This is a genomic window from Gemelliphila sp. 1F1, from assembly GCF_056897515.1.
This window is the reverse complement of record NZ_JBXHBE010000001.1, coordinates 224,199-243,306: the sequence shown is the minus strand read 5'-3', so window position 1 is coordinate 243,306 and position 19,108 is coordinate 224,199. Positions and strand designations below refer to the sequence as shown.

17 protein-coding genes are annotated in these 19,108 nt (G+C 26.4%); 2 read left to right on the top strand and 15 right to left on the bottom strand.

Annotation, left to right across the window (positions count from 1 at the left end):
* Positions 1-218: 218 nt before the first annotated feature.
* The 5 genes from AC1XWJ_RS01090 to dnaX all read right to left on the bottom strand — a co-directional run bounded on the left by AC1XWJ_RS01090 (position 219) and on the right by dnaX (position 5,289).
* Positions 219-590, bottom strand: a complete 372-nt coding sequence (locus tag AC1XWJ_RS01090; protein WP_483333964.1) for a S1 RNA-binding domain-containing protein — start codon at positions 588-590, stop codon at positions 219-221.
* A 13-nt stretch (positions 591-603) separates the two neighbouring features.
* On the bottom strand, positions 604-2,574 hold the full coding sequence (gene tkt, locus AC1XWJ_RS01085) for a transketolase (protein WP_483333962.1): 1,971 nt from the start codon (positions 2,572-2,574) through the stop codon (positions 604-606).
* A 21-nt stretch (positions 2,575-2,595) separates the two neighbouring features.
* The gene (recR, locus tag AC1XWJ_RS01080; protein WP_483333960.1) at positions 2,596-3,192 is read right to left on the bottom strand and encodes a recombination mediator RecR; all 597 of its coding nucleotides are present in this window, start codon (positions 3,190-3,192) and stop codon (positions 2,596-2,598) included.
* 3 nt (positions 3,193-3,195) lie between these two features.
* The gene (locus AC1XWJ_RS01075) at positions 3,196-3,513 is read right to left on the bottom strand and encodes a YbaB/EbfC family nucleoid-associated protein (protein ID WP_483333959.1); all 318 of its coding nucleotides are present in this window, start codon (positions 3,511-3,513) and stop codon (positions 3,196-3,198) included.
* Positions 3,514-3,657: 144 nt separating this feature from the next.
* Complete coding sequence (gene dnaX, locus AC1XWJ_RS01070; protein ID WP_483333957.1) at positions 3,658-5,289, bottom strand: DNA polymerase III subunit gamma/tau; 1,632 nt, start codon at positions 5,287-5,289, stop codon at positions 3,658-3,660.
* A gap of 183 nt (positions 5,290-5,472) precedes the next feature.
* On the opposite strand from dnaX, the gene trkA reads away from it, so the two are divergent.
* Together trkA and AC1XWJ_RS01060 are read left to right on the top strand one after the other, a co-directional pair.
* Entirely contained in the window at positions 5,473-6,858 is a 1,386-nt protein-coding gene (trkA, locus tag AC1XWJ_RS01065; protein WP_483333956.1) for a Trk system potassium transporter TrkA, read from the top strand.
* Positions 6,848-8,302, top strand: a complete 1,455-nt coding sequence (locus AC1XWJ_RS01060; RefSeq protein WP_483333955.1) for a TrkH family potassium uptake protein — start codon at positions 6,848-6,850, stop codon at positions 8,300-8,302. Before trkA ends, AC1XWJ_RS01060 begins: the two co-directional genes overlap by 11 nt.
* A 35-nt stretch (positions 8,303-8,337) precedes the next feature.
* Here AC1XWJ_RS01060 and AC1XWJ_RS01055 read toward each other — a convergent pair whose 3' ends face one another.
* From AC1XWJ_RS01055 to AC1XWJ_RS01010, 10 genes are all read right to left on the bottom strand, one after another.
* A complete protein-coding gene (locus AC1XWJ_RS01055; protein ID WP_483333954.1) occupies positions 8,338-8,880 on the bottom strand; it encodes a CvpA family protein in 543 nt (180 codons plus the stop codon).
* Between the two features lie 63 nt (positions 8,881-8,943).
* The gene (locus AC1XWJ_RS01050; protein WP_483333953.1) at positions 8,944-10,590 is read right to left on the bottom strand and encodes a DAK2 domain-containing protein; all 1,647 of its coding nucleotides are present in this window, start codon (positions 10,588-10,590) and stop codon (positions 8,944-8,946) included.
* Between the two features lie 11 nt (positions 10,591-10,601).
* A complete protein-coding gene (locus tag AC1XWJ_RS01045; protein WP_483333952.1) occupies positions 10,602-10,964 on the bottom strand; it encodes an Asp23/Gls24 family envelope stress response protein in 363 nt (120 codons plus the stop codon).
* A 203-nt stretch (positions 10,965-11,167) separates the two neighbouring features.
* Positions 11,168-13,042, bottom strand: a complete 1,875-nt coding sequence (locus tag AC1XWJ_RS01040) for an acyltransferase family protein (protein WP_483333951.1) — start codon at positions 13,040-13,042, stop codon at positions 11,168-11,170.
* A 133-nt stretch (positions 13,043-13,175) separates the two neighbouring features.
* Complete coding sequence (locus AC1XWJ_RS01035) at positions 13,176-15,344, bottom strand: Tex family protein (protein ID WP_483333950.1); 2,169 nt, start codon at positions 15,342-15,344, stop codon at positions 13,176-13,178.
* Entirely contained in the window at positions 15,344-16,483 is a 1,140-nt protein-coding gene (gene alr / locus AC1XWJ_RS01030; protein ID WP_483333948.1) for an alanine racemase, read from the bottom strand. The genes AC1XWJ_RS01035 and alr overlap by 1 nt, the downstream gene beginning before the upstream one ends.
* 4 nt (positions 16,484-16,487) lie before the next feature.
* Complete coding sequence (gene acpS / locus AC1XWJ_RS01025) at positions 16,488-16,841, bottom strand: holo-ACP synthase (RefSeq protein WP_483333947.1); 354 nt, start codon at positions 16,839-16,841, stop codon at positions 16,488-16,490.
* A gap of 51 nt (positions 16,842-16,892) precedes the next feature.
* Positions 16,893-17,384 (bottom strand): PH domain-containing protein, encoded by a 492-nt coding sequence (locus AC1XWJ_RS01020; protein WP_483333945.1) that lies wholly within the window; start codon positions 17,382-17,384, stop codon positions 16,893-16,895.
* 10 nt (positions 17,385-17,394) lie between these two features.
* The gene (locus tag AC1XWJ_RS01015) at positions 17,395-18,843 is read right to left on the bottom strand and encodes a PH domain-containing protein (protein WP_483333943.1); all 1,449 of its coding nucleotides are present in this window, start codon (positions 18,841-18,843) and stop codon (positions 17,395-17,397) included.
* Positions 18,833-18,991: a hypothetical protein gene (locus AC1XWJ_RS01010; RefSeq protein ID WP_483333942.1), complete on the bottom strand. Its 159-nt coding sequence runs from the start codon at positions 18,989-18,991 to the stop codon at positions 18,833-18,835. Before AC1XWJ_RS01010 ends, AC1XWJ_RS01015 begins: the two co-directional genes overlap by 11 nt.
* Positions 18,992-19,108 lie beyond the last annotated feature (117 nt).

Below are 19,108 nucleotides of genomic sequence, written 5' to 3'. Positions count from 1 at the left end.
TAATTTTCGTGGTACCACCCTAATTTTAGATAAAATTATCTACTCATTAGTTTTTTATAACGACTTTAATGCCGGAAAAGAATTTATATAGGTAGCAATTTAATAACAATATTAAGTCCTTTTCACCACTAGACTCTCTCTAAAAATATATTCTTTATTAAAAAATCCTATTCTTTACTATATACAGACATTATAAATATAAATTTATTTATTGTCAACTATTTTTTATTAAAATACATTTCTTTTTCTGCATCTTTTTGCCATTTATATAAATTTTCTTCTAAAGTTTTGAACCCATACTTAAAATGACCACTCTGTAATTGATCAACATACTTATCAGATGACTTTTTTCCTAAACGTTTATTAGAAAAATTTAGTGATCCATTAATTTTTCCATCTTTATAAGTTAGTACTTTAACTTCTATTATTTCTCCAATTTTTAAGTAATAATTTATATCAACGATAAAATTGTTAGCTATTTCCGAAATATGAATAAGACCTTGTGTTCCATCACGAGTCTCTATAAAAGCACCATAATGTTTAATAGCAGTAACCTTAGCTTTTATAATATCTCCTTTTTTGTAAAACATTTTTTGTCCTCAATTAAAGTTCTTTAACTTTATTTACAATATTGTCTACAGTAAATCCATATTCTTCCATAACTTTTGTTGCTGGGGCTGATGCACCAAATGTATCTATACCAATAACTAGACCATCAAGTCCAACATATTTATACCATAGTGCTGTATTACCCATTTCTATCGCTACACGTTTGCGAATAGAACTTGGTAATAATTGTTCTTTATATTCTAAACTTTGTTCTTCAAACAATTCAACGCTAGGCATACTTATAACTCGAGATTTTGTTCCTAATTTTTCTAATTCTTTTGCTGCTTCTATAGCTAAGGAAACTTCTGAACCTGTGGCTATAAGTATTGTATCGAAATCTTCTGCTTCATAAACAACATAAGCACCTTTTGATACATTTTCAAAAGAAGAATTTTCTAAAATTGGTAAATTTTGTCGAGTTAATACTAATGATGATGGTTTATTGTTAGTTGTTTGAGATATATACCATGCTGCTTGAGTTTCTGTTGCATCTGCTGGTCTAAACACATAAGAATTAGGAATAGTTCTCAACGCTGCTAAGTGCTCTATAGGTTCGTGAGTAGGTCCGTCTTCTCCTACTGCAATACTATCGTGTGTAAAGACGTAAGTAATTGGTAAATTTTGTAATGCTGAAAGTCTTAATGCAGCTTTTAGGTAATCTGCAAAAACAAAGAATGTTCCTCCAAAAACACGCACTCCACCATGTAAAGCTAATCCATTTAAAATAGTAGCCATACCGAATTCACGAACACCGAATTGTACATTTCTTTCTAGACGGTTATTAGTATCTTGCAATCCATCACCTTTAATAAATGTCATATTAGAATGTGATAAATCAGCAGATCCTCCAAAGAATGTAGGTAACACATTAGCAATTGAATTTAAAGCATCTTGTGATGAATTTCTCGTAGCTTGTGCTTCTCCAACTTCTTTAAACGTAAAGATATTTTTATTTAATTTTTTAATATCTTCTCTAGTTAATACTTCGTTTAGTTCTTTAGCTAATTCTGGATATTTTGATGTGTATTCTTCCAACATCTTAGTCCACTCTTCATATTTAGCAACTCCACGTTTACCTAAATTGTTTTCAAAATCAGCGTAAACCTCTTCAGGTATCTCAAATGGTGCAAAGTCCCAACCTATTTCTTTTCTAAATAGTGCAGTCTCTTCTTCTCCTATAGGTGCGCCGTGTACTGCATTAGTTCCTTGTTTATTAGGAGAACCTGCTCCAATTACTGTTTTAACTTCTATTAGTGTTGGTTTAGTTGATTTTTTTGCTTCTTCTATTGCTTTCGTAACTTCTGATACGCTAGCTCCATCTTCTACTAAAAGAGTATTCCAACCGTATGACTCATAACGACTTCTTACATTTTCAGTAAATGCATCTTTAGTTTCTCCGTCTAAACAAATATCATTTGAATCATAAAGAACTATTAATTTTTCTAATTTTTGTAATCCTGCAAAACTTGCTGTTTCAGATGCTACACCTTCCATGATATCACCATCTCCACATATTACATATGTATAGTGATCAAATAAATTAAACCCATCTTTATTATATTTTGCAGCTAAATAACGTTCTGCTAAAGCCATTCCTACAGCAGTAGATACTCCTTGTCCTAAAGGTCCAGTAGTTGCATCTACTCCTTTTGTATGACCAAATTCTGGATGACCTGGAGTTTTAGAACCCCACTGACGGAAATTTTTTACTTCTTCCATTGATACATCGTCATATCCTGACAAATGTAGTAATGAATATAATAACATTGATCCATGTCCAGCAGATAATACAAATCTATCTCTGTTAATCCAATCTGTTACTTTTGGGTTAACGTTTATATGATTATTAAACAAAGCATAAGCCATTGGCGCTGCACCCATAACTATTCCAGGATGTCCTGATTTTGCTTTATTAATTGCATCTACTCCTAATACTTTAATTGCATTTACTGATTGTTGTGACATATTTATGTTCTCCTAACTTTTTTATAATTCTATTCTTCCTTGTAATGCTCTAGCTAATGTTACTTCATCAGCATACTCTATATCACTACCAAAAGAAATTCCTTGTGCTATTCTAGTAACCTTTATATCCGTATTTTTCAAAATATTTTTTATAAAGCTAGCTGTTCCTTCCCCTTCTGGTGATGAATTAGTTGCTAAGATAATTTCTACTACTCTTTTATCTTGTGCCCTCTCTAACAGAGATTTCAAATTAATATCATTTGGACCTACACCATTCATAGGGGATATAACTCCATCTAAAACGTGATAATGTCCATTGTATTGCTCCATATTTTCCATAGCTATTAAGTCTTGATCATTTTCTACAACACAAATTATACTTCGATCTCGAGAAGTATCTGAACAAATATCACATATTTGATTTTCATTAATTCTTCCACATACACTACACTTGCATAAACTTTTCTTAAAATTTACTAATGCGTTAGAAAATTCTACAACATCTGTATCTCGCATTTTTAATGTGTGAAAAGCAAGTCTTACAGCAGTTTTTCTACCTATTCCCGGTAGTTTCATATAGCTATTTATTAAATTTAATATTGGTGTTGGATATTTCATATTCTATAATCCTGGAATATTTAATCCGTTTGTAAATTTTCCTAGTGTTTCTTCTTTTAATTTTGTTGATTTTTCAAGTGCATCATTTACAGCTGTTAAAATCATATCCTGTAACATATCAACATCTTCTGGATCAACTATTTCTTCTTTTATTACTATATCTAATATTTTTCCATCTCCATTAGCAATAACTTTTACCATATCTCCTGAGACAGTACCTTCTACAGTTTGATCTTTCAAACCTTCTTGTGCATCCATCATATCTTTCTGCATTTTCTGCATTTTACGCATCATTTGTTGCATATTTCCCATTCCACGCATTTATAATTTTCCTCCTAAGAAATTTTTATTGTTATAATATAATTTTATTTAAAATATAGAATATTGTCAACGATTTTCAATTATTTTCTTTATTATCAAAAGTTTATTTAACAAGAATGTAAATGTATTTATAGTTAATAATATTTAAGTTTCTACTATTATTTCAGAAAATAATTTTTCTATTTTCGATAAATTATCATCTTTATTTTCATTTTCATTATTATTTTTCTCTTTATTAATTTGATTATCATCTTCATCAATTAATTTTTCTGTTAAATATTTGTACTGATTACTCTGTAATATGTATACATCATAATCTACTCCCAGTTCTTTTCTTATTAATTTTTCTAAATTTTCTATATACATTTTATTAGAATTTATTTTGAAAATGTCTTCTTGGTTTTCAAAAACTAATAAACAACTTATCTTTGACGAACAAATAAAATTAGCATTTTTAAAAGTATTGAACATATCCATATTATTTTTAGCTATATCTCTTAAAACTTTTTTATATGTATTAGAAGCATACGCAGTAAATTTATCATTAGCTTTTTGCAATAAATCTACTATAGCATTTTTATTAGGAATTATTAATGGTTGATTGCTTTCTAATTTATTGCTAAGAGAATTGCTATTATTTATAGCACTTATATTATTGTCTTGACTACCTAATACTAATTCTAAACTTTTAACTTTATTTTCTAACATTACTAACTTATTATCTACATCATTATCTAATAAACTTTGTTTTTCAATACTACATATTTTTATAATACATATTTGCATATAACTAATATACTCTGTCGAAAATCTAACATTACTTTCAGTTTCAGATAAATAATCTATAATTTTATAAATATGTTCGCTATCTATATTATCTATAGTATCTTTAATATACGTTACATCAAAATCATTAAATTTATTGCTTTTTATATTTTTATAAATGATAATATCTCTTGATATATTAATTAAGTTATTTAATAACAATTTAGTATCTTTACCATTTTCTAAAAACTTATTATACACAATTAATGACTCTGTTGTATCTTTTAATAACAATAATTTATAAAAATTCATAATATCTTCATCGCTAATTGATGATGTTACATCTAATACATCTTGTAAAGTAACTTCATCTGAACTATAGTTTGATACTTGATCTAAAATACCTATAGCATCCCTTAATCCACCTTTTGCAATATTAGCTATTTTTTGGACAGCATTATCCTCTATATTAATAGACTCTTTATCTGCAATGAAAGTAAGTCTGTGTACTAACTGCTCATTTGTTAAATTTTTAAATTCAAATTTTTGACATCTTGATAAGATAGTAGCAGGTATCTTATGCAACTCTGTAGTAGCTAAAATAAAGATAATATGTGCTGGTGGCTCTTCTAAAGTTTTTAGCAAAGCATTAAACGCAGAAGTTGTTAGCATATGAACTTCATCAATAATGTATATTTTATATTTACTTTCAGTAGGAGCAAATTTTATTGATTCACGAATATCTCTTATCTCATCAACTCCATTATTACTAGCTGCATCAATTTCTATAATATCAACACTATCGCTCATATAAGTTTTGTTATTATTTACTTCGTTAGCAAAAAGTTTAGCAATTGATGTCTTTCCAGTTCCTCTAGGACCATAAAATAAATAAGCATGTGCTATTTTATTTTGAGCTATTGCATTTTTCAAAACTGCAACTATATGATTTTGACCAACAACATCTTCAAAACTCTGTGGTCTATATTTTCTATATAATGCTTTAAACATAAACACCTCCAAATTACTTTTTAATTATAACATACATATTTTTTATATTAAAGTATAGTATATAAAATTGTTTTGTTACTAAATCTTTATTAATTTTTTAATATTACTTTAATTTGACTATACAATAAGAAAGGTATATAATTATCTTACATTTTGTAAATATGAACTAAGGAGAACATAGTTATGAAAGCTATTATTGTTGGTGGTGGAAAGGTCGGAGATTTACTTTGCGAAGAACTTTCTCAAACTTACGATGAAGTAACCCTTATTGAAACAAATGAAAAATTAGCCCAAAAAATAATAGAGTTATACGATATTCAAGGAATTGTTGGTAGTGGTGCAAATTATAATGTTCTTGACGAAGCTGATGCTTCAGAAGCGGATTTATTTATAGCTGTTACAACAAGTGACGAAATAAATATTTTATCGTGTATTACAGCAAAACAAATGGGGGCAAAATACACTATAGCACGTATTAGAAACCCTGAATACACAAAAACTAAAGAATTTTTAAAAAATCATTTAGGTATTGATTTAATGCTTAATCCTGAATTCGAAGCAGCAAAACAAATAAGTTTTATGCTAAAATATCCTTCAGCAAATAAAATAGAAACTTTTGGTCAAAATAGAGTAAAAATGATTGAAGTCACTATTAAAGAGAGCAGTATATTAAAAGATAAATCTCTTATAGAAAGTAAAGATATTATAGACTTTCCTGCTGTAGTATGTTTAGTAGAACGGAAAGATGAGGTTATAGTACCTCGTGGTGATTATATATTTAAAGTTGGTGACAAAGTTCATATAACTGCTGATGATACAAATTTAAAAAAATTCTATAAACTATTAGGAAAACAAGAAAACATAGACAAAAAAATAAAATCAACATTAATAATAGGATCTGGAAAATTATCTTATTATTTAATAGCACTACTGAAAATGAATAACATTTATATTAAAAATATAGAAATTGATGCTATAAAAGCTAATAAAATTAGTGAAACGTTTCCTGATATAGATGTAATATTAGCTGATGGTAGCGATAGAGATGTTCTAATTGAAGAAGGTATTCAAACATTTGATAGTTGCATCGCTCTTACAGGTCTTGATGAAGAAAATATCATTATTAGTCTATATGCAAACAAATTAGGTGTAAAAAAATCAATAGCCAAAATAAATAGAAATTCATTAACACAAATTGCAGAAGATATAGGATTATATTCATTTATTACTCCAAAAAGAATAGTTGGTGATATTATAGCCAAACATAGTAAATCATTACAATGTAGCTCGGAACCTGGAATAGAAAATATTTATCGCATCGCTAATAACAAAGTTGAACTAATGGAATTTAAAGTTCTTAAAGACTCAGAAGTTACAAATATCCCTTTGAAAGATTTAGAAATTAACGATAATATTCTAATAGGTTTTATAATTAGAAATAATGAATTAATTTTTCCTAGCGGAGATGATGATATAAGAAAAAATGATAGTGTTATAATAATTAATTACCAACAAAATATTAGAGAACTAGATGATATTTTAAATACAGAGGTATCTTATGAATTATAGAATGATATTTTTTGTAATAGGAAAAATGTTAAAATTACTTAGCTTTTTCCTTCTGATTCCTCTAATATGTGCATTAATATACAAAGAAAATACTAAAATAATATCTTCTTATATAGTTACTATTATCATTTCACTATTATTATATTTAATTTTATATGTAACATGTAGTAAGAAAAGAGATAAAAATTTCTATACAAAAGAAGGATTTGTAATAGTATCAATAACGTGGATAATTTATTCTATTATAGGATCTCTTCCATTCTTTTTATCAGGTTCAATTCCTAACTTTATAGATGCCTTATTTGAAACTATTAGTGGTTTAACTACTACTGGTTCATCTATTCTTACTGATATAGAAGTTATGCCAAAAAGTATTTTATTGTGGAGAAGTTTTACCCATTTTATTGGAGGTATGGGAGTTATAGTTTTTGCATTAGCAATACTACCTCGCTCACCTCATAATATTTATATTATGAAAGCAGAAGTCCCAGGACCCATTTTTGGTAAAGTAGTTTCATCAATGAGAAAAACAGCAGTAGTACTTTATGGTTTATATATATCTTTAGCGTCAGTAATGTTTGTTTTATTACTATTTTCTGGAATAGGATTTTTTGAAAGTATAAATATCACTTTCTCTACTGCAGGTACTGGTGGTTTTGCCACAAAAAATACAGGTATTTCATATTATAATAATGACTATGTAACACTTATAGTAACAATATTTATGATAGTATTCTCAATGAACCTAAACCTTGTTTATATAGTATTAGCAAAACGTTGCCTAAAACTTTTTAAAAGTGAAGAACTTATGTGGTTTTTAGGAATAATATTAGTGTGCACAGTAGCAATATTTATTAATATTTATTATAGTGCTACTGTACAAACAGAAAACTTATTAGACGTATTATTTACAGTAAGTTCCATTATATCAACTACTGGATTTACATATTTAAACTTCAGTAATTGGACTATGTTTTCTCAAATAATTATTTTATTCTTGATGATTTGTGGAGGATGCGCAGGTGGTACTGCTGGTGGTCTTAAAATACCACGTATAATATTCATAATAAAAAATACTATTAACTATATAAAAAAATGTATGACACCTAACAAAATAATAAAATTAAAAATAGAAAACAAAACAATAGAAAATCCTGAGAAAATTTCCAACTATATTTTATTATACTTGATAGTATTCGCTATTTTTAGTATTATTCTATCTATTCAAATTCATGATTTTGAAGAAATATTTACAGCCGTACTTAGCACATTAAACAACGTAGGTCCCGGTTTTAATAAGTTTGGTCCTTTAGAAAATTATGCTAATGTTCCTTACTTTTCTAAATTTGTGCTATCTATATCTATGCTATTAGGACGTTTAGAAATTATTCCATTTATAGTACTATTATCGTCAAATACTTGGAGAAAGAGAAATACTATATAAAATAAAAGTATGCGAAGATTAATCTTCACATACTTTTATTTTACATAATTAAAAAATTCTTCTAATAACATCTTAGACAAAATTGGAGTTTGTTCAAATATAAAATTAGGAATAGTAGCTTCTGATACTAACATATTATGAAAATTAGGACTTATAGGAAGAACATATACACAGTAAATACAAACGAATAATACTAAATATACTTCCAAAAATCCAAATATACCCCCTAATAATTTATTTGCAGATTTTATGACTGGTAATTTTGTAACTAAGCCCAGTGTATTTCCGATAGCTCTTATAACGAACTGAACTAAGAAGAATATCAAGAAAAATGATATTACTTGATAGTATCCTTCCGAAATATTTAATCCCGACAATGTTGAACTAAATTGATCAGCTACCTTATTAGTTGGTAAAAATTGCGCTAATAAAAATGCCAGCCTACTACTAAGTAAAAATGATACTATATACCCTACTATTATTGATATTATATTAAATAATTGTCTTACAACACCTTTTTTATAACCATTGCTTATACCTAACAACAATAAAACTACTATTATAATATCTATTATCATTATTTCATTCCTTTCACAAAAAGTGTTGTAAGTATTATCACTTATAAACACTCCTCATTTTAATTATTCAATTCCCATTATATAAGGATATACTGGTTGATTAGATTCTACTATTTCTATTTCTAAATCAGAATAGTTCTCTTCTATTAGATTTTCAATATATGTTGTAGTCTCTTCATCACTTTCACTACCTAAATACAATGTAATAATTTCTGAATCTTCATCTATAGATTTTTCTAATAGTTGTGTTATAGATTCTTTTATGTCTTCGTTAGCACAAATAATTTTACCGTCCAAAATACCCATATATTGCGATTCTTTAATTTCAACACCTTGAATACTAGTATCTCTTACAGCATATGTTATTTCTAAAGTTTTTACTGTGCTAAGTGTACTTTGCATATTATCAAAGTTTTCTTTAGGAGACGCTTCTTCATTAAATACCATTAAAGAAGCTATCCCTTGTGGTGCAGTTTTACTCTCTATTACATGAACATTTTCTTCAGCTAAATCAGCTGCTTGTTTAGCTGCTAACTGAATATTTTTATTGTTAGGTAATATATAAATATTTTTAGCATTAACCTTAGTTATGGCTTTCATCATATCTTCTGTCGATGGGTTCATAGTTTGACCCCCTTCAACTATAACGCCTACACCTAAAGATTCAAACAATTTGCTTAAACCTTTCCCCATAGATACAGCAATTATTCCATATTCTGCTTTTTCTTTATTAACTTCTCTTTCAGCTTCTTTACGTAGTACTTCTCTATGTTGTTCTCTCATATTCTCTGATTTAATTTTAATCAATTCTCCATATTGTTGACCATAGTTAAATACATCTCCTGGTGTTTCAGTATGAACGTGAGTTTTTGCATATTCATCATCTGCTATAACTAATAAAGAATCACCGAATTTGCTTAAATCTTCTCTAAATTTATCTTCATTAAATTCTTTTTTATTTTTATCTAATCTTACTGTAAATTCTGTACAGAATCCATATACTATATCTTCTGGAGACATAAAATCCATACTACTATGATCATCTTCAAAGCTCATATTAACTATATCTGTTTTTACTTCATCAAGCCCTTCTATTTCTTCACCTTTGAGCGCTGCTAAAAATCCTTGATAAACACAAACTAATCCTTGTCCTCCTGAATCAACAACACCTACTTCTTTTAAGATAGGTAATAATTCTGGAGTATTTTTTAGTGAAATTTTCGCAGCTGTTAAAATAGCTTCCATTACTTCTATAATTGACGTAGAATTTTTACTAGCTTCTAACCCTGCCTCAGCAGATTCTCTAGCCACAGTTAAAATAGTACCTTCTACAGGCTTCATAACTGCTTTATAAGCAATTTTAACTCCATTATCTATAGCTTCAGCAAATTCTGCTGCAGTTATAGCATCTTTAGATTCTATACTTTGTGATAATCCTCTAAACAATTGAGATAAAATTACACCAGAGTTACCCCTAGCTCCCATAAGTAAGCCTTTAGAAAAAGATTTTCCTAATTGTCCTATGTGCGCTGCTTTATTTGCTCGTGTTTCTGCTGCCCCTGACGACATAGATAAATTCATATTTGTTCCTGTATCCCCATCTGGAACTGGGAATACATTTAATGAATTAATTTTTTCGGCATTTTTTGCTAAATTTCTCGCTCCTAAATCTATCATTTGAGCAAAAATTAAACCATCAATCTTATTCACTACTAATCCTCCTAATTATTAACTACTTTTATTCCTTGAATATGAATATTTATTCCATCTACTTCCATTCCTAAAGTTTTTTCTATTTGGTATTTAACAGTAGATTGTACATTACTAGCTATGGCAGAAATTTTTGTTCCATACATCACTATAATATGTAAATCAATAATTACACTATTATCTTTCCTATTTACTACTATACCTTTTGAGTAATTTTCTTTCTTTAAAATATCAGTTATTCCATCTTTAACTTGATTTTTACTTGCCATCCCTACTATACCATAGCAACTAACAGCTGCTCCTCCAGCAACTGAGGCAATAACATCATCTGTAATCAAAATTGTTCCATAATTATTTTTTATTTCAATAGCCATATTATACCTCCTATAAACAGTTAAATTGGCATAGAAATTATTATACCATTATACAAAAAAAAAATCAAACTATTGTCGCTTAGATTAAGTAAACATACAAGTACATATTTGATTATATTTATACATCATGTTAGATAAAATATATTTATGAAAATAAATAGTTCAAATTTCAATAATTTCTAAAATAGTAAATAAAATTAACTCTAATTATTAGAATTATTTTCTATAGAACTTTGCTCTTCTTGTTTCTTAAGTTCTATCATTTCTGCAGTCTCTATTTTATATTTTAAGTTATTATTTATTAAGTCAACTAATGCTGTTGAACCTACATCAGTTAAATGTACCTTATCAGCAGAGAAATATTCAGGATGATTTTTTGATAAGGTATTCCAATCTAATACCGTTAAATTATTATATTTATCCTTACTATTATCTAACGTCGCATTGACCGCTGATTCCCAACTTCTTGGTACTTTTACATTAACGAAATAAATATCACTCTTATCAAAAGATTTAAGTAACTTATCTAATTGATCTTCTGTAAAAAGACCATTCGTTCCTAATAAGAATATTACAGCAGTTTCAGAATTGTTTAAATTTTCATATTGTTGAACTACCGAATAGGAATTATAAACTTGACGACTTACCTTCCCATCGACAACTGCTCCAGGATATTGACTAGAAATTTTATTTCCTATATCCACTGCTAACGAATCTCCAATAACTAATAATTTATTATAAATTTTATTTTCATCATTAATTTTTTCATTAGTAGAGTTATCACTATCATCATAATTTGTATTAGAATTAGTTGTTTTAAATTCTGTTACATTTTCTTTTATACTATCATCTATAAAAGCAGTAGAAATAATAGGAACACTTTTACCAAAAATTCCCATAATAAACAAAACAGCTAATATTGATATTAACGTAATTAATTGTTTTTTCTTATTACTTGTATAGTTTTTTAAAGAATTAGTTAATTCTGTAATATACTGTGAAAATCCTTTGTATCTTATAGGCATTTCTACAAATCTATAGCTAAAATAAGAAACAATAAATATCAATATAACGCGTAAAATATTAAACAATACATTAGGACTACCTATTTCTGATACTGGTGTTGTTAATACTAAAATAGGAAAATGCCATAAGTATAAACTATATGAGAATTTACCTACGTAAACAAGTGGTTTAAATGATAAAAATCTAGAAATATATGTTCCTTGTTGCCCCACAGTTATAATTATTAATAAAAATAAAATAGAGAATAATAAAAAACCTCCATAATATAAAAATGTACTATACTCATTAACTATAAACATTAAACTTACGAATAATAATATAGCAGTTGCTCCCACAGAAGAATATATTCTATTTATTTTTAATGTAACTTTTCTTTTTAAATTTGTCATAGGATATATTATGGCTCCCAATACACCTATTAATAAAGAAAACATACGAGTATCCGTCCCATAATAAACACGATTAATATTATTTATATCAAACAATATTATATGTAGAGTCAATGAAACAATAATTAATAATATAACTCCATATTTAAAAATATTAGTAATTTTTTTATCTTTATTTTGTCGATTAAGAACTATAAATAACAACGGAAAGAACATATAAAATTGCTCTTCTATTGCAAGAGACCATAGATGCTTAAATGGACTTATAGATCCAAAACTATCAAAATAATCTACTTGATGAAAAATATACCACCAATTACTCACATAAATATATCCAAAAATAGCATCAAGATGACTTTTTTCTAATAATACTTTATTAAATAACACCATTATAATCAAAACAGCAGTTATCATTAAATATACAGCCGGTAATAATCTCCTAGCTCTTCTCACATAAAAATTAACTAAATTTATTCGGCCATTCTCTTTAAACTCTTTTATTAAAAGTGAACTTATTAAATAGCCGGATAAAACAAAAAATAAATCAACTCCCAAAAATCCCCCTGGTAAATAAGAGGCACTACAATGATAAATAATAACAGAAATCACCGCTATAGCACGTAAGCTATCTATACTGGGAAGATATGAATTTTTCTTTTTCATAAATAACCTCCTCAAATAAAAACTACATTATGTATTATACCACTTTTCTCACTAAAATAGTTATTTTGTATTAAATTATTAAAAAATAAAAATAGTGATAAGCAAACTCATCACCATTCTTTAATATAATAAACTAGTTTTCTAACATAGTTAATGAAACACGACCTCTATCTTTATCAATTTCCAAAACATATACATCTACTATTTCTCCTACACTTAATATGTCTAATGGGTTTTTTATAAATTTTTTACTTATTTTAGAAATATGAACCATAGCATCTTGTTTTAGACCTATATCTATAAAAGCTCCAAATTGAGTAATGTTTCTTACCGTACCACTAATCTTATCTCCTATTTTTAAATCATCAATAGTTAATATATCTGATTTTAATAACGGTTTGTCGAAATCATCTCTAATATCACGCATAGGTTGTTTTAGATCTTTAATTATATCTTCTAACGTTTCATAGCCACATTCTAATTCAACAGCTAATTCTTTTATATTTATATTTTCAAATTTGTGAATTAATAACTCTGTTCCTATATGTTCTTTTGTAATATTAAATTTATTTATTAAGCACTCTGCAATATGATAGCTCTCTGGATGAATTCCCGTTGAATCCAAAATATTTTCACCGTCATTAATTCGCAAAAATCCTACACATTGTTCAAATGTTTTTTTTCCTAATCTTGGTACATTTTCTACCTCTTTTATTGATATTATTTTTCCATTTTCTTGACGATAACGAACAATATTTTTGGCAATATTTTTGTTAATTCCAGATACATATGACAATAATGATTCTGACGCTGTATTTACGTCTACACCAACATTATTAACTGCAGTTTCTACAACAAATTGTAATTCTTTTTCTAAATATTTTGGAGATATATCATGTTGATATTGTCCTACACCTATTGATTTTGGATCAATTTTTACTAGTTCACTAAGTGGATCTTGAATACGTCTAGCTATAGATATCGCACTTCTTTCTTCTACATTGAAATCAGGAAACTCTTCTCTGGCTACCTCACTAGCAGAATAAACACTAGCTCCTGCTTCATTAACAATACAAAATTCTATTTTTAAATTATTATTAGACAATGTATTATATACAAAAGTTTCTGTTTCTCTAGATGCTGTTCCATTTCCAATAGCTATTAAGTTAACATTATGTTTTTTTATTATATCAACTATAACTCTACTAGCTTGTGCCATTTTCTCTTTACTGGCAGGTTTGTGGGGATAAATAACCTCTTTAGTTATAAAATTTCCGTATTCATCTACTACCGCTAGCTTACATCCCGTCCTAAACGCAGGATCAACACCTAATACTATTTTTTCTTTTAATGGAGATTGTAGTAATAGTTGTTTTAAATTTGCAGAAAATACCAAGACTGACTCTTCTTCAGCTTTTGTAGTTAAATCAGAACGTATTTCTCTTTCAACGGAAGGAAATATTAATCTTTTGAAAGCATCTTCTATACAAGATAATAAAATACTATCCAATTCGGTATTTTTATTTCTTAATATTGAGTTTAATATAAAGCTACATAACCTATCTTTGTCGTTGGATATTGATACTTTCACAACATCTTCTTTCTCTGCTCTATTAATTGCTAATATTCGATGAGAAACTATTTTATTAATAGGTTCACTATAGTCATAATAGTTAAAATATGTCTTATTCACATCTTTTTCTTCAACATTTTTCTTAGCTTTAGTATTTATTTGACCAAATTTTTTCGTGTTTTCTAAAATATACTCACGATATTTAGCATTATCAGAGATTATTTCTGCGATAATATCAAGTGCATAATTTATAGCATCTTGCTCAGTGAAAATATCCTTGCTATCATCTATATATTTTTTAGATTCAAGTTCTAATTCTTTTATAGTTTTTGGTAATGACAAAATATACTTAGCTAAAGGTTCTACTCCTTTTTCTTTAGCTATTGTAGCTTTTGTTCTCTTTTTTTCTTTAAAAGGTCTATAAAGATCCTCTACTCTTTGTAATTTTTCTTGCTTTAAAATTTCTTTTTTTAGGTCTTCTGTTAATAATCCTTTTTCATCTATTAACCTAATAACTTCTTGTTTTCTATCTTCCAAAGATTTTAAATAATTGTATTCATCTTGAATTTTTTTTATAGCTACTTCATCTAAAGAATTAGTCATCTCTTTTCTATAACGAGCTATAAATGCAATGGTATTCCCTTCTTCAAGTAATGTTAAAACATTAGTTATATATTTTTCTTGAATCTTTAAAGATTTAGACAAGTCTGTAGTTATTTTTTCATACATTAATTAATTTTCTCCAACTCTTTATTATTTATATAGTACTTTCTAGGAACTCTATTACTTATTAAGCAATATACTTCATAAGGTATAGTTTTTAAGTATTTAGCATATTCTTCTACTGCTAGACAATCATTGTTATAAATGCCATAAAAAAGAACTTTATCTCCTAAAGAAACATCTTTATCACATTTTATCATTAACTGATCCATGCAAACTTTTCCTACAATTTCACATAACTTTCCATTAACCATAACTTTCCATCCTTGAGAGAAGCGTAATATTCCATCACGATAACCAATAGGTATGGTTGCTACAGTTTCTTTTTTCTCGTTCTCATAAGTACATCCATACCCTACTTTTGAATGTTCAGCTATTTCTTTAATATGTACAACTTCACTTATTAACGAAGATACATTTTTTAGAACAATATCTGTCTCTTTTTGTATATCTTCACTCGGATATGAACCATAAAGTGATATTCCTACACGTACTAAGTTTAAATTAGATGATTCTTTAGCATATCTAATTGTTGCCGCTGAATTTTCTTGATGCATATATGTAGGTTTAATAGTTATATTACTTACTATCTTATCGAACACATCTCTCTGATAATAGTCATAAGAATTATCACTGGCATCTGCATTAGCATAATGTGTAAAAATTCCTTCTAATCCGATATTTTCAGAAATTAAAATATCGTTTATTTCTTTTGCTTCTTTTTCACTATTAATACCTATTCTTGCCATACCACTATCTATCTTCAAATGTAATTTTAAGTTCTCTTTATTACAGCTTATATTTTTAATAGATTCTATCAACCATTTTACTGATGGACAACATAAAGATATATTATTTTCTATCGCAATATTTATATTTTTAGGATTTGTAACTCCTAAAACTAATATCAAACTATCTTCTGCTACAGAACGTAATTCTAATGCTTCTTCTAAAGTCGCAACTCCAAATATCTTAACATTATTTTGATATAAATAGTTCCCAACTACTTTAGCACCTAAACCGTAAGCATCTGCTTTTAATATTACCATTACTTCCTTATTATTAAGGTTGTTTTTTATACTGTTGTAATTAAATAAAATATTGTCTAAATCTACTTTTAAATATGTTGGTCTGTCGTTAATCATAACCTTACTCCTCCCTTTCTAATACTACAAAAGCAACTGTAGTAGTTTTTGTATGACTTATTGTCACACTAGTAATAAAATTTTTATAAATAATTGTCGGTTTCCCTAAATTATCTTTCGTTATTTCCACATCTTTAAAAGAAAAATATTTAGATATACCGACACCCAAAGCTTTTGACATAGCTTCTTTTACCGCATATCTTGATGCTAAAAATTCTGCTTTCCTCCTCCTATTCTTTATATTAGATAATTGATTAATTTCATTATCTGTATATATTTTTTTTAAATATTTTTCATTATCTATATAATTAAAAAATCTATTTATATCTTCTATATCGCATCCTATTCCATAAATCATAAAAAATACCCTTTAATTTCAATCAATAAAATTTCAAACAGAAATAAAGTATTAAGTTTTCTCCATATATTTTTCTTTATTACAAATTATTTTATCTTTTATTTGATATACTTCATTTGAATTAATATATTTTAAAGTAGAATTATAATTTATTTTATTTAATTCTATATTAGATAAATTATATTTTCGCATAATAGAACCTTGTTTTATTTCAATATTCTTTATAATATTATAAGGTATAAATTCTTTGCTTTTTTCAAAAATTCCACTTTTTATAATTATTCCGTACTCTGTTATTTTAAACATATACTTTCTATAATGTAACAATGTTTCAACAACCATTAATAATTCTGTAAAAACTAGTAAAACTCCCAAAATCACTATAATATATTTATAAAAAGTTCCAATTAATTCATATTTATTTTTAAATATTGTTAATCCGATTAATAAAATAGTGTATATTACAATTATGTACATTGAATAACTGATGAGCATAACCTTTAAACTTTTACTACCTAATTTATTATAACCATTGTATTTCATACTAAAACCTCTAATTAGTTAAAATATTATTTGAAAGTTCCTTCTCCCTTTCTTTACTAACATATTTTATTTTTGATATATCTAAACTTCCTACTGTAAATATAATAAAATGTCCTATATTATTTTTCTTTAAAAATAAATTTGTGTTTATTGAATATTTGCTAATTTTTTCTATATACATATATTCTTCTATTTTAGTTAAATTTTTAACACTACAAACATTTATTATATTTTTATTAAATTTATATAAAGTATTGCTAATGAAAACTTTATAGTAAATTATGCTATATCCTATACTAGCTAAAGAAATGCATACAGAGGCTATACACAATTCTTTAATACTATAACTACGTGAAATTGCAAGATAATATACAAAACTATTAACAAAAAATATAAATAACATATTTAAAATAATTAGTTTTCTTTTTATTAAAAATTTTGCTTTTTGGTCTAACAAATAATCATTACTATTTTTTAAATCAAGATGTAAAACTTTACTAGTAAAATTATCTATAAATTGTTTATTGGCTATGGGAATAATTACTACTTTATCTCTTATAACTTCTAAATCTTCATTTATGTCACCTGTGGCCAAAACAACACTCAAACTAGCTAATCCAAATATTTTAAATGGTAGACTTTGCGTCAAAATTACTTTTTCTATTTTTTCTTTTGGAATAACTATAGTTCTTTTTTTTATAACTCCGTACCGACACATTAAATTATCGTTATATTCAGTAAGTTCAAATCCTCTAAAAGATATAAAAGTTCTAACTATTGAAACAACATACAAACATAATATTATAACTATTGTTATTAATATAAATACAGCAACACTAAAATTCCTAAGTTCCAAGTAATAATCAAAATTAAAATTTAAATTTACTCCAATTATTTTTTCAAATAAATCTACTATTTGGTTAAAAAATGAAGAAATAATTGTAACTGTAATTAATATTTTATTTTTTAATAAACTTAATATTAATAGATCTTTAGTGCTCAACTTAAATTTATTATCTTGATTTTTCTTTTTATCAACTTTATTATCTAAATTTATTAAATTAATAATTCTATTAGCTTCTCTTTTTGTTATAGGTCCTAATTTAACTGTTTCATCTATACTATTAATATCTAGAGCTACTAAGCCTAAAATTTGATAAAAAATATTTTCAGTCGTGTCAATATTGTATATATTTTTTAACTTTATATATTTTACTCCTTTAACCGAAACTCCAGAATTATAAATAAAAGTATCATCCTGTATCTCATAATAAATATTTCTGTATTTTAGTATCGTATAAAATAATACGAAAGATATATAAATTATAATTGTTTGTAATTTAAATTTATAAAATTCAGAAATTACAATAAATAAAATAAACAGATAATTTTTATAGTTTTTAAATAATTCCTCAATTACAAAAAATATACTAAGTTTTCTCTTATCTTTATTTTTCATAATCATTAACCTCGTAATTATTTATATCTTTTAAAATTATTTTTTTAAATTTATCTTCAATTTCATATACATACCTATCTTGCACATAAAAATAAGTAATACTTTTACTTGTAAAAATTGTTATTTTTGAAAATTTATATTTATTCATTAATAATCCTTGACTTATTATATACGATGATATATTTCTTGTGGGTAAAACGTCTTTACTAAATTTTAGCAAATATTTAGTTTTGTACACAGATATATTATCATTACTAAATATAGT

Bases quoted from the DNA above. Each gene is read 5' to 3' on its own strand.
- AC1XWJ_RS01090 (WP_483333964.1), bottom strand. From the start codon at position 590: ATGTTTTACAAAAAAGGAGATATTATAAAAGCTAAGGTTACTGCTATT.
- tkt (WP_483333962.1), bottom strand. From the start codon at position 2,574: ATGTCACAACAATCAGTAAATGCAATTAAAGTATTAGGAGTAGATGCA.
- recR (WP_483333960.1), bottom strand. From the start codon at position 3,192: ATGAAATATCCAACACCAATATTAAATTTAATAAATAGCTATATGAAA.
- AC1XWJ_RS01075 (WP_483333959.1), bottom strand. From the start codon at position 3,513: ATGCGTGGAATGGGAAATATGCAACAAATGATGCGTAAAATGCAGAAA.
- dnaX (WP_483333957.1), bottom strand. From the start codon at position 5,289: ATGTTTAAAGCATTATATAGAAAATATAGACCACAGAGTTTTGAAGAT.
- trkA (WP_483333956.1), top strand. From the start codon at position 5,473: ATGAAAGCTATTATTGTTGGTGGTGGAAAGGTCGGAGATTTACTTTGC.
- AC1XWJ_RS01060 (WP_483333955.1), top strand. From the start codon at position 6,848: ATGAATTATAGAATGATATTTTTTGTAATAGGAAAAATGTTAAAATTA.
- AC1XWJ_RS01055 (WP_483333954.1), bottom strand. From the start codon at position 8,880: ATGATAATAGATATTATAATAGTAGTTTTATTGTTGTTAGGTATAAGC.
- AC1XWJ_RS01045 (WP_483333952.1), bottom strand. From the start codon at position 10,964: ATGGCTATTGAAATAAAAAATAATTATGGAACAATTTTGATTACAGAT.
- AC1XWJ_RS01040 (WP_483333951.1), bottom strand. From the start codon at position 13,042: ATGAAAAAGAAAAATTCATATCTTCCCAGTATAGATAGCTTACGTGCT.
- AC1XWJ_RS01035 (WP_483333950.1), bottom strand. From the start codon at position 15,344: ATGTATGAAAAAATAACTACAGACTTGTCTAAATCTTTAAAGATTCAA.
- alr (WP_483333948.1), bottom strand. From the start codon at position 16,483: ATGATTAACGACAGACCAACATATTTAAAAGTAGATTTAGACAATATT.
- acpS (WP_483333947.1), bottom strand. From the start codon at position 16,841: ATGATTTATGGAATAGGATGCGATATAGAAGATATAAATAGATTTTTT.
- AC1XWJ_RS01020 (WP_483333945.1), bottom strand. From the start codon at position 17,384: ATGAAATACAATGGTTATAATAAATTAGGTAGTAAAAGTTTAAAGGTT.
- AC1XWJ_RS01015 (WP_483333943.1), bottom strand. From the start codon at position 18,843: ATGAAAAATAAAGATAAGAGAAAACTTAGTATATTTTTTGTAATTGAG.
- AC1XWJ_RS01010 (WP_483333942.1), bottom strand. From the start codon at position 18,991: ATGAATAAATATAAATTTTCAAAAATAACAATTTTTACAAGTAAAAGT.